The sequence below is a fragment of the Clostridium cadaveris genome, assembly GCF_020911725.1.
Classification (GTDB): Bacteria; Bacillota; Clostridia; order Clostridiales; family Clostridiaceae; genus Clostridium_X; species Clostridium_X cadaveris.
In genome coordinates, this window is sequence record NZ_CP076620.1 from 2578421 (window position 1) to 2590714 (window position 12294).

Annotated in this window: 12 protein-coding genes; 5 read left to right on the top strand and 7 right to left on the bottom strand. The window is 27.8% G+C overall.

All coding sequences use genetic code 11. The features are described 5' to 3' along the window. Positions 1 to 6: 6 nt before the first annotated feature. The gene (locus KQH81_RS12310; protein WP_099336526.1) at positions 7 to 1500 is read right to left on the bottom strand and encodes a GTP pyrophosphokinase; all 1494 of its coding nucleotides are present in this window, start codon (positions 1498 to 1500) and stop codon (positions 7 to 9) included. Positions 1501 to 1767: 267 nt separating this feature from the next. Between KQH81_RS12310 and KQH81_RS12315 the strand changes: the two genes are divergently transcribed. After that, positions 1768 to 2481 (top strand): lysophospholipid acyltransferase family protein, encoded by a 714-nt coding sequence (locus tag KQH81_RS12315; protein ID WP_230028338.1) that lies wholly within the window; start codon positions 1768 to 1770, stop codon positions 2479 to 2481. A gap of 68 nt (positions 2482 to 2549) precedes the next feature. Here KQH81_RS12315 and rbr read toward each other — a convergent pair whose 3' ends face one another. Further along, entirely contained in the window at positions 2550 to 3137 is a 588-nt protein-coding gene (gene rbr, locus KQH81_RS12320; protein WP_027639619.1) for a rubrerythrin, read from the bottom strand. Positions 3138 to 3330: 193 nt separating this feature from the next. On the opposite strand from rbr, the gene KQH81_RS12325 reads away from it, so the two are divergent. Both KQH81_RS12325 and KQH81_RS12330 read left to right on the top strand, forming a co-directional pair. Then, positions 3331 to 3798, top strand: coding sequence for a hypothetical protein (locus tag KQH81_RS12325; protein WP_027639620.1), 468 nt, complete (start codon positions 3331 to 3333; stop codon positions 3796 to 3798). Positions 3799 to 4022: 224 nt separating this feature from the next. After that, positions 4023 to 5144, top strand: coding sequence for an MGDG synthase family glycosyltransferase (locus KQH81_RS12330; RefSeq protein WP_027639621.1), 1122 nt, complete (start codon positions 4023 to 4025; stop codon positions 5142 to 5144). A gap of 43 nt (positions 5145 to 5187) precedes the next feature. Here the strand turns inward: KQH81_RS12330 and KQH81_RS12335 are convergent, their stop codons facing one another. Then, positions 5188 to 5403, bottom strand: a complete 216-nt coding sequence (locus KQH81_RS12335) for a DUF1292 domain-containing protein (protein ID WP_027639622.1) — start codon at positions 5401 to 5403, stop codon at positions 5188 to 5190. Between the two features lie 162 nt (positions 5404 to 5565). Here KQH81_RS12335 and KQH81_RS12340 point away from each other — a divergent pair, with 162 nt between their 5' ends. Continuing rightward, positions 5566 to 6456, top strand: a complete 891-nt coding sequence (locus tag KQH81_RS12340) for a DUF1002 domain-containing protein (protein ID WP_230028339.1) — start codon at positions 5566 to 5568, stop codon at positions 6454 to 6456. 74 nt (positions 6457 to 6530) lie between these two features. On the opposite strand, the gene KQH81_RS12345 is transcribed toward KQH81_RS12340, so the two are convergent. Both KQH81_RS12345 and KQH81_RS12350 read right to left on the bottom strand, forming a co-directional pair. Beyond that, entirely contained in the window at positions 6531 to 7637 is a 1107-nt protein-coding gene (locus tag KQH81_RS12345) for a metallophosphoesterase family protein (protein ID WP_230028340.1), read from the bottom strand. Between the two features lie 91 nt (positions 7638 to 7728). Further along, a complete protein-coding gene (locus KQH81_RS12350) occupies positions 7729 to 8277 on the bottom strand; it encodes a GNAT family N-acetyltransferase (protein WP_027639625.1) in 549 nt (182 codons plus the stop codon). 354 nt (positions 8278 to 8631) lie between these two features. On the opposite strand from KQH81_RS12350, the gene KQH81_RS12355 reads away from it, so the two are divergent. After that, positions 8632 to 10620, top strand: coding sequence for a 5'-nucleotidase C-terminal domain-containing protein (locus KQH81_RS12355; protein WP_230028341.1), 1989 nt, complete (start codon positions 8632 to 8634; stop codon positions 10618 to 10620). Positions 10621 to 10668: 48 nt separating this feature from the next. Here KQH81_RS12355 and KQH81_RS12360 read toward each other — a convergent pair whose 3' ends face one another. Together KQH81_RS12360 and KQH81_RS12365 are read right to left on the bottom strand one after the other, a co-directional pair. Next, positions 10669 to 11295, bottom strand: coding sequence for a zinc dependent phospholipase C family protein (locus tag KQH81_RS12360; RefSeq protein WP_099336291.1), 627 nt, complete (start codon positions 11293 to 11295; stop codon positions 10669 to 10671). A gap of 203 nt (positions 11296 to 11498) precedes the next feature. Continuing rightward, positions 11499 to 12119: a nuclease-related domain-containing protein gene (locus KQH81_RS12365; protein WP_230028343.1), complete on the bottom strand. Its 621-nt coding sequence runs from the start codon at positions 12117 to 12119 to the stop codon at positions 11499 to 11501. Positions 12120 to 12294: the final 175 nt, after the last annotated feature.

The window sequence follows — 12294 nt, forward strand, 5'->3', positions numbered from 1 at the left end:
TCCCCCTTAATTTTTCTTGATTCCTAAAAGTTCATTTATATATTCGAGACTGTAATTTCTACGAAGATTGTTAGGAATAGTATTCTTTATCTTCTTTACGATATCAACTATGCAGCTAACTTCTATTTTTGCACCCAAAGCTGATTGCACATTGTAATTAAATATACTCAAATATATATCTAGCTCTTTATCATCTATACTATTATTTGTACTTCCATTACATATAAGATCAATAGCATTTGATACATGTGAATTTATTTCTTCTATTATATCTTCATGAATGAAAGAAATATTTCCTATAGAATTAAAATCCTCTGCTATAATGAGTAAAATTTTATTTTTTATTTCATTTCCTAAATTTTTATCTACATTATAATATAATTTTGAAAAAGCCTCATTTCCTAAAAATCTATTCTGAACAAAAATTATAAATCCTTCAAAATCCTCTGCATTATTTCCTCTTTCAATCTCAAATAATATTCTAAAAAATAAATACCACTGAAAATCCGTGTTTATAAGAGATTTTATCTTTTCCGATATTATGCTTGAAAATTCATCCTCAAATACTATTTCTCTTTCAAATACAATCTCCTTACTGAAATCAACATCTAACTTTCCAATTTCATTTAATCTTGTTAGAATTCTTATCATCATCTCCGAAGGATCATTTCCTAAAAAACTAGTGGTTCTCACCATGTAATCTACTATGGAGTCACAAGATTTTTTGAAGTCCACATTAAAACCTATGCTTTCTTTCATCTTTGTAGCAAATATTTCGTAGGTGATTTTCGCTAATAATTTTTCAAGTTGAGACCTTCTTATATGTGGATCTATAGCGTTAAACCTGTTGTACTGATTATCTATTATAAGAAGCTGATTATCTATCATTGCTAAATTTTTCTTTATAGAAACTAGCATCTGTTTTATATAGTCATCTCCCATGGTGTAATTATTGTTTTTATAAATTATTTTATGCTCAATTTCTCCCCAGAACACATTAACTAAAGATTTAATCTGAAGCTCAAAGTTTATTTTTTGCCCATCTTTGATATACGCCCCATCAATCCTATAAATCTCAAAGCCATTTTTCTGTACTTGAGGTTGAGAACTATCTAACTCTAAAACTAAATTTTCATCAAGTTCTGAACAGTAATATCCCTTTCCCTTATGTATATTAAATAATCTTTTTACACTACTATATATAGCTTTTTCATCTTCTATAAACCTACACTCTATCCTTACGCCTATGAGGTCATGAAGATTGTCCAGAAACTCTTCTGCACCATCATAAAATTTATAGTAGCTGTTTCTCAAAATTTTTTCTTTAAGGCTCGGTATAGATTTTACTCTGCTATTTATGTTTAAATATCCTTCATCTAAATCTCTTAAATTATCATCAAAAAACTTCTTTATATAATTAGAAGCCTCTTCAAATCCCGCTGAATTTTCATCCATATATTCACTTACTTTTTTTATAAATTCAAATATGTGAAGTTCCATATTCTTTCCTCCTGGTTACTTAAAGTTCTACTATCTAATTATGTAATATAATCTTTATTTTTAAAAGTGTTTTCACTATAATATATTAAGTTGTTCATATTTTTGCAAAGTTTTTTCATCTAGTACTATGTCAAGAAAAGGCATAAGTTAAATGTAAATTAAAAATCATCTCATCATCCAATCTTATAAATATAAAATTCTTGTGCTTTTCAAATCACCCTTAAATAGATATAATTATCTATAACAGATTTTTTATTGGAGGTTATTATGATTAGAACTATAATTTGGTACTTTACCTTTGTAGTATCATTGATATTGACAAGTCCTTTTATCCTAAGAGCAAAGTACTTGGACAAAAAAGGACTTATAGAAAAAAGAGACTCTTGTTCCAACGCTGTCACTGCTAACTGGGCTAAAATTCAACTAAAAGTAAGTGGTGCTAAGATTAATGTTCATGGCCTAGAAAATATACCAAAGGATATTCCAGTACTTTTTATAAGCAATCATCAAAGTAATTTTGATATTAATTTATTTATGAGTCTTATAGATAAACCTAAGGGATATATATCCAAAATTGAAATGAAAAAAATTCCTATTATAAGTACATGGATGAAATATATCCACTGTGTTTTCATGGATAGAAGCAGTTTAAAAAAATCTGCTGCCGCTATTATAGAAGGTGTAAACATATTAAAAAATGGTTACTCATTAGTCATTTTCCCAGAAGGGACTAGAAGCAAAGGTGATGCTATGGGTGAATTTAAAGCTGGAAGCTTTAAGCTTGCAACAAAAGCTAAAGTTCCTATAGTTCCTGTAACCATAAAAGGTTCCTATAAACTTATGGAAGCTAATAATAATAGAATTAGACCAGCTGAAGTTGATTTATATATCCATCCTATGATTGAAACTTCCACTTTGACTAAAGAAGAGGAAAAACAACTTCATACTACAGTAGAAAACATAATAAAGTCAAAACTTTAGACCTTGGATTACCCAAGGTCTTTTTAATTTTAATAATTCAAGTGCTTATTATCTAAAAGTATATAATTTTATTCGAACATAGAATTTGCATATAATATAAAATATCCTTGAGGATGCTTACAAACAGGACATGCTGCTGGAGCTTCTTTTCCTTCTATAATAAAACCACAATTAGTGCACATCCAAGTTACATCAGTATTTTTTTTGAAAAGTGTCCCTGCTTCTAACTCTTCAGCATATCTTGCAAATCTTTTCTCATGGACATTTTCTATCTTTGCTATATTCTCGAAAACTTTAGATATATTAGTAAATCCCTCTTCCTTTGCTACATTAGAAAAATCTATATAAACCTTATCAGATTCTTCATGCTCGTTATGCTCTGCTGCTCTAAGAATCTTTGCAGTTGTATCATAAATATCTACAGGATATCCTCCTTCTATATTTATATTAGTTCCACCACATTCCTTTAAAAAATTATAAAATACCTCTGCATGTTCTTTTTCTTGGTTAGCAGTATAATCAAAAACTTGTTGTATTATATACAGACCTTGTTGCTTTGCTACAGCTCCAGATATATTATATCTATTTCTCGCCTGACTTTCTCCAGCAAAAGCTCTCATAAGATTTATTTTAGTTTTACTATCTTTTAATTCCATTTTCCTACCTCCTAATATTCGATTGAAATTTATAGTACATTACTAGGATTTGTATTTTAGAATAATAATATTCTTTTAAACCTCTACATTACAATCAGTTTTTATATAAATTTATAAATCCCATGTTAGAGATGTAACCTTCTTATATAAATTAACATAAAATACCATATAATTATTTTTTAAGGTGATTTATGTGGATTTTATGTTTAACCCCTTTTATTCATTCGCTAGGAATGTTCCAGCATCAAAAAACTATAAATCTTTAGAAGAAATTTTACAGCAAAGTTCAGATATCATATCCTCATTGAAATATTCAGAAATATTAAATCAATACCTACTAACCTTAGCTTCCTCTATCGAGTGTAAAGAAATGCTTTTAAGGATTTCTGATGATGATAGAAATCACAAAAAACTTGTTAAAGAAATTTTTTGTTTCTTCACTAATTCTCCTTTAGAAGAACAAGAAATAAATTTTGAAATTCCTAAGTCATATAAAGAAGGAATTCACACCATCAAAAAGATAAAGTTAGATACTATGATTTTTTATAGAGATCTTATCAACGCTTTAAATCATCAGTATTATAAAGGTTTAGTTTTTGAACTTCTTATCGATATATTTATTCATAATGATTTCTACAATTGTATTCTTATGTCATTATAAATTAAATTTAATTATCTTAAGCAGCCCTTAAATAATTTCTAGAGCTGCTTAAACCTTGTACATATTAAGATTTTATGATATATTAAGGACTCATGGAGTAAATTCCTTTTAAAGTATATATTTTATTGGTATAATTATCTTATTATATTGTTATATGCAATAAAATTATATAAATACTAGCCTTTAAAGTTTATGGCAATCCACAAAGGAAAGTGTGTATAGAGATGAAAAATAAAATATTAATATTGACTAGTTCTACAGGCAACGGTCATAATCAAGCTGCAGAAGCTACAAAAATGATTTTAGAAAATGAACATAATGATGTTACTATATATGATTTCTTTAAAACAGATAAATTTATGAATGCATTTATAGTTGATGGATATGAAGTGTATGCGAACAAACTGTCAGCTTTATATGGGGTAGCCTATAGAATGAGTGATAAAAAGTTTATAGTGCCTGCCACAGAAGTGTTTTTTCATACAGTTAGAAAAAAAGTTTTAAATTATATAAATTCTATAAAACCTGACCTTATAATTTCAACGCATCCATTAGCTATAAATATTTTGTGCCGTTTAAAAAGAGATAATCTTATATCTATCCCTATAGTTTCTATAGTTACTGATTTTAAAGCACATTATACATATATAGGTCAAGAAATAGACTTATACATAGTTGCTAATGAATGCACAAAAGAAAGTCTTATAGAAAGAGGTATAAAGCCTTCTAAAATACAAATATTAGGTATTCCTGTGAAAAGTGATTTTTATAAAAATTCACATGACGATATAGATCTAACAAATAAAAAGAACATGTCCATACTGCTTATGGGAGGTGGAATGGGAATGGATAATATGTCTTCTGTACTAGAAAAAATTGTTCATAATCCTAATCCATTAGATATAATAGTTGTATGTGGCAATAACAATAAGTTAAAGGAACATTTAACTTCCAGATATTCTAATCATTATCATAATAAAACCCTTACCATTTTAGGATACACCTCAAAGGTAGCTTCTATAATGTTTAATTGTGATTTGCTCATAACAAAGCCAGGTGGTCTTACAACCTCGGAGGCCGTTGTCTCAAATATACCGATGATGATTCCTTTTACTATACCTGGTCAGGAGACAGACAATAGAGATTTTTTAGTTGAAAAAAAATGTGCTGTTTACATAAACAACTTAAACAAACTTAACTCAGAAATCAATAAGCTTATTGAAAACCCTAAACTTTTGACTGAATTGAAAAATAATATGAAAAATCTAAGTTTATCTTACTGCCCTGATAAGCTTTATGACTTATGTATGAATCTTATCAATGAAGACAAAGTAAAAAATAAATAATAAAAGGTATGACAAAGCTTTAAAATTGTCATACCTTTTTATTTTACAAAACTTTAGAAACTGCTTTAATTCTGGATAATTCATCACTATCTTCTACTAAATCTAATTCCTCTTTTTCAAACCTAAAAACTTCATAATTAGCACAACTATTCTCTGGACACATTATTACATACTCATTTTTTCCAACCTCAACATGTTCTTTGACCTTGTATTTTACTACATTTCCATTTTCATCTCTAAATGAAAATACTTTTTCCATAAAAACTCCTCCTTAATTAAGACTTATATATTATAGTTTGTGTAAAAATAAAATTATTATTATCTTAAGATTTATAACAGTAATTTTAAGGATTTCGTAACCTTATTTAAACATTTTTTTAAGCTGCCAATGGTATAATTGATAAAGATAAGGAGTGAGAATATGAAATTTAAGAAAACTTTTTCAAAAGCATTAGCTCTAATTATGTGTCTATCCTTAGGCATAGCTGTTCCTATGAAGACTGCAAAAGCTGATTCATTAAAGGTAGTAACTTTAGGGGCGGATTTAACTGAAAGTCAAAAAGAATCAATGTTAAAATATTTTGGTGTTACAAAGAAAGAAGCTAATATAGTTTATGTTACTAATGATGAAGAATTTAAATATCTAGGTAAAGCTGCAACAAAAGAACAGATAGGTTTAAAAGCTATATCCTGCTCTTATATAGAACCTACTAATAAAGGCGGACTAAAAATCTCCATAAATAATATACATTGGGTTACTGAAAATATGATAAAGAATTCCCTTATAACTGCTGGAATCGAAAATGCTAATGTAGTTGTAGGAGCTCCCTTTAATGTATCGGGAACTGCTGCACTTACTGGAATATTAAAGGGTTTCGAAAATAGTAGTGCTGGGGAAAAAATAGATGAGAATAAAAAAGAAGCAGCTAATGAAGAACTAGTTGTAACAGGAAATCTTGGTGAAAAAATTGGACAAGATGAAGCTGCAGGTCTTATAAATGAAATTAAAAAAGAAGTAGTAAAAGAAAATCCAAAAAGCGAAAAAGATGTAAAAAATATAGTTAAAAAAACTACTTCAAGCTATAAAGATATAAAGGACAAACTTAGCGATGAAGATATAGAAAAGATTACAGCTTTAATGGATAAAATAAATGATTTGGATTTAGATTTTTCAAAGATTAAAGATCAATTAAATGATGTAAGCAGTCTACTTAAGGAAAAATTAGGCAGCGAAGAGGCCCAAAGCTTTTTTTCAAAAATAGGTGAATTTCTTCGCAACATAGGTAATTTCTTTTCTAACCTATTTTCATAAAATCCCTTAATAAATAAAAAATAAGGTGTGATCCCCCACACCTTATTTTTGTTTAAACATACTTATTTAAAATTCTATAGTCTTACCACCTTATATTTTCCATTATTTAATTCTAAAATACATGGTTCCATTCCATTATAGGCAGTCTCATCATTTTTTAAATTTGGAATATCTCCTGATGAAAATATACTTATAAGCCTTCCGTTGAAAAACTCCTTATATCCACCGCAAAATGCTTGGTGACCTCTTATTATTTTTGATACTGAAAATTTCTTTAGGAATTCATTAAATTGATGTTCATAGAAATAAAATCTTCCACCATCTCTTATCATGTCTAAATTCTCAGCAGGATCACTCCACAATGTATTGTGAACTATGGTTCTTCCAATACTGTCCACTATACTTTCACGGCATAGATCACTTAATTTTTCTATAAAATCATATTTATCGTTTTGTGGACGTGGGATACCTCCGTGAACACACATAACTATATCTTCACCATTTTTAACGAAAGCTATAGTACATAAGCTTTTAAAAAATCTATGATAGTCTTCAAGTAACATTAATGGCATATTCATTTTTTTTAGTTTATTGAATGTTAGAGCCGTAAAATAATCATCATCTGTTGTTCCTTCATTTCTTCCTACGCAAAGCTTGTATTCATCATTAGATATTAATGTTCCTCCATCATGATTTCCTCTAAGTAGAAATACATTCTTGGGAAAAATATATTTTAGTAGAAGTATAAGTTCTATGGTTTTAAAAGGAGCATGTCCCCTATCAACATAGTCACCAAGGAATATTATACAAATTTCTTCATTATTCAAAACTCTCTTTATAAAATCAATTCTATCTAAAAATTTAATTACAGATAATGAATCAGAGTGAATATCTCCGAATATATAGTAAAAAGAGTTTTCATTGTTGAATGTATAAAGTCCCCTACATCGTTTTTTATCTTGAGTTCTCTTTAAACTTTCTCTTATATCACAAGTAGAAGATAGCAGTTTATTTTCTTCTACACCTTCCTCATTTTTATGTAAATCAATCACATTTTTAATTAAAAAACAATGAGTTAAAGATATATCTTCTAAACTTTTTTCTATATTTATAAAACTAACTAAATCTTCTAATGATTCTAGATTCTTTTTCAAATCCTCTATTCTGTATTTATAGTTCATTAAGAACTCCTCCTTAGCTGTATTCTTATCTATAGTAAAATAAACAAAGCTTTAATATACATTTTTCGTAATTTAATATAATTTCGCAATTTTAGATATTTAGCACCATTATTATTCCATGACAGAATTGTCTTCCTATTTTATAATAATTCCTATATACACCAACTTTTCTGAATCCCATTTCTTCATATGCTTCTATAATAGATCCATCTTCAATATTTAAAGTTGACATAACATTTTTAAGCTTTGTTCTTACTTTTGCCTTAGCTGCAATATTAGCAATCATTATTTTAGAAATTCCTCTTCCCCAGTATTCTCGCCTTACTAAAACGAATAATTCTCCATTATGCGAACATATACTTTTTTTGTCCCCTATCACTCCTGCAATAGCTACTATCTCTCCATCTACACGCCCAACTATCCCAAGACTATTTTTACGCTCAATTATTGAGTTTATATAATTATATATTCCTTCATAACTTAGAGATATCCCCTCGCATAACGCCATAAAAATTCTGCTTTCATCTTTCAAATTAAATAAAAACCCTTTTATTTCCTCTGTATCTTCCAATTTAACATCTCTGATTTCCAAATTAATTTCATTTTTTGAAACAGATTCCTCATACATAACCTCATTCATATTATCCCGCCTTATACCATCTAATTATCATATACATATAAATAAATTACTAAAAACCCTATAAATATCTTGAACCCCATTAAGCTTTTTGATTTATATTTTTACATTTTTTTAATATTCATATCTTTTACCTCCCTTTTTTATTTCTTCACATTTTAATTTTACCATAAAATGGTTTATTTTTCATGATTTTTTAATATTTTTTCTTTAATATAAATATCTAGTTTACACATTGGTATATTAGAAGTATAATTTAAATGAATTTTATTCGCCTAAATTTTACATTAATAACAATTAATTCTTTAAAGACGATTGGAATTCATAATATTACTATTATTGAAAGGGGTTTTAAAATTGTTTAAAGGAAAAATCAACAAGAGATGTACTTCATTTTTAGTTGCCTTTGCTATGTTCTCCACCATGTGTCAATCTGGATTTACAACAAATGCAAAAGCTGCAGATAATGAAGTAAATCTACAAATTCTTGCTACTAGTGATACTCATGGAAGATTTATGCCTTATGATTATTCTCTAAATACTACTGATAAATCTGGAAGTTTAGCTCAAGTAGCTACAGCTGTAAAAGAACTTAGAAAAGTCAATCCTAACACTCTTTTAGTTGATGCTGGTGATATAATTCAAGACAATTCTTCAGCCTTATTTTTAAATGACAGCATTCATCCAATGATTGCTGCTATGAATGGAATTCAGTATGATACAATAACTGCTGGAAACCATGAGTTCAATTATGGAGTTCCTACATTAAAAAATATTGTAAGCAAATCCACTGCTGATTTTCTTTGTGCCAATCTATATGACTCTAATGGAAATAGAGTTTTCAAACCTTATACAATAATTGAGAAAGCTGGAGTTAAAATAGCTATAATAGGAACTGTTTCTCAAAATATAGAAAGATGGGACAAGGTTAACATTCCTGATGCTGGTTATAAGGTAACAACCCCTGTTGATGAAACAAAAAAAGCTATAGCTGAAATTAAAAATAATAATTTAGCTGATATAATAATAGCTGTTTCTCACGTAGCTGAAGGAAGCGAATATGGCACCGTTGGTTCAAGTGCTTATGAAATAGCAGATGCATGTCCAGAACTTACTGCTATAGTAGCTGCTCATGAACATAAAAAAGTTTCTGGCGTGACTAGAAATGGAGTGCTTATCGTTGAAAATCAAAACGGTGCAAAAACTTTAGCACAAATAAATTTAAAATTAACTAAAGGAACTGATGGTACGTATAGTGTTGTTGATAAATCTTCAAAACTTAATACAATTTCAAACTATGCTCCTGATGAAGATTTAGTTAAAATATTACAACCTTATAATGAAAGAGCTATTTCAGATGCTAATGAGGTAATAGGAAAACTTGTAGATGGTAATTTAGTTCCTTCTGATGAAGCTAAAGGTATTCCTACATCTCAAATACAAGAAACTGCAATGATTAATCTAATCAACAAAGTTCAAATGCATTATAGCGGTGCAAAAGTATCTGCTGCTGCAGCTTTCAACTCTAGGGCAAATATGCTAGAAGGAAATATAAAAAAATGTGATACATCATTAATTTACAAATATGATAATACTCTTTATAAATTAAAAATGACTGGAGCTCAATTAAAGAAATACATGGAGTGGTCTGCTTCTTACTATAATACTTATAAAGATGGAGATTTGACCGTTTCATTTAATGAAAATATAAGAGGATACAACTATGATATGTTCTCTGGGGTTAAATACGATGTTGATATTTCAAAAGAAGCTGGAAATAGAATAACTAATTTAACCTGGATGGATGGTACACCTATAAAAGATAATGAGACTTTTGAGATAGCTATAAATAACTATAGAGCAAACTCTCAATTATTAAGTTATGGCCCTATATATCAAAAAGGAGAAGATCTTCCAATACTTGTTGAAAAGGATATCAAGGGTGACATAGGCGGCGTTAGAGAGCTAATTAGAGACTACATTATAAATGTTAAAGGTGGTACTATATCACCAGAATTAGATAATAACTGGAAAATCATCGGTAACAATTGGAATCCTGAACTACGAGCGTTAGCTGTACAATTATTGAATGATGGAACTATATCAGTTCCTATGTCTGCAGATGGAAGGACACCAAATGTAAAATCCATAACAGTAGATGATATAAAAGCTTATATTCCTGAAAAACCTAGTGATAATAATAATTCTATTGATAAACCTTCTTATGAGGACAAGCTTCCTCAAACTGGTTCTGTTGTAGATACAAATGTGCTTTTATTATTCGGCTTTTTAACTATACTAATTGGTTCTATGCTAGCAAAATCTAAAAAAGAACAAGACCTATAAATAAAAAAAAGCTCACTTACCCTTAATTGTTTAGGGTAAGTGAGTTCTTTAATATGCTATATTAAATTTTTTAGTAGCAGTACAACCAAGTATGGTTATATACTTTCGATTTTTGCTATTTCTTACTACATTAGAAAGTATAGAATTTAAAACATTATAGCATATAAAATAAGCATAGCTTAAATCATTTCTATAATCTTGTTCTTCTTTATACTCATCTAAAAAAGATAATAAAAATGTATCAATATCATCAATTTTAAAATCGTTAAATGTTTCGCTCTTAAATCTATAATCCTTTGAATATTTATTTAATTCTCTTTCGTATATTATATGTCTCTTTGTGGCATCAGCACTCTTAAATTCCCATCTTTCATAATGTGGAACACAGAAGAAATCGCATAAAAAATGACATATAACTCCTAATTCTTGATTAAACTTGCCTATATTATATACATAGCCTAAATCATCAAGTGTCAATGAAGATAAAAACTCTATCTTTTTTGTTATCATTTCAAAGCTTTCTTCTTGATAATGTTTTTTGAACTTATACTTAGATGCACAGTCTGGTTTTATATTACCCCAAAGAAAGGAATTGCTCTTTAGCATTTCATACTTATTCAAATCTAACTGGTCTAACAACATGTTGCCAATTAATTTATGGGTATTTACTAACAATGTTCATTCCTCATCTCTTATTTATTAAAGTTCACTTCTTAAATTATACTTTATATTGATTAAAATTTAAACATAAATATTCTTAAATTATCTTAATATCTTAATATCTTAATACAATGATAATATTCTAAACGTACAAATATTGTTACAATTATTTTAGTTGGCTTTATTATTATGTACGAAATGTCGATAAATACCCTTGGTTATTTATATTTTTGTTTCACATAAATTCTATGTTTTCTTTTATTTCTTAAACTTTTTATATTATTTTCTTTTATTACTTTTATTATTTTTTCTATACTGTTATTATCTATAATCAATTCACTTTCATAAGATTTAATGTAATTTCTTACGTCATTCATATAAATTACATTAGTAATAGAATCTGGAAGCATCAAGTTGCAACTTTCGCCAAATACTATCACTGAATAAATTGGTATATGTCCAAGTTTTTTTAACTTATGTTGAAGTTCTATAATATGTCCTTTATTTTGAAATAAAGGATTATAAAAATCATGACTAGATTTTTGAAATATTTGTTTCCAATAAACTTCATCTGCTACGCCGCAAATTGTACCGCTATAATTCTTTGTTTCTATAACAAAAACTCCATTATTTCCAACTACTATATGGTCTATTTGAACAGTTTTTCCTTTATTATTAGAGAGCATAACATCATTTATAGTCTTATATTGTTTTGGCAAAAATTTCAATTTAAACTTTACTTTAATTTCTCCTATATTTCCTTTTATCATAGGTTTATAAAGTTTTAAAAATTTTTTCAAAAGTAATGCAACTACAATTATTACTATTATAGCTTTCATAATTTATCTCCAATCTTATAAGTAGCACTTTTAATATTTTTTTAGTATATGTATTTTTCCATAAATTATTTATTGAAGATATTTATTCAAATATTTTCTTTTTAAAGTATTTTTTATTATCATACCTCAGATAATGTATTGTATCTTTATACTAAATTTAGTTAATTGCACTGAT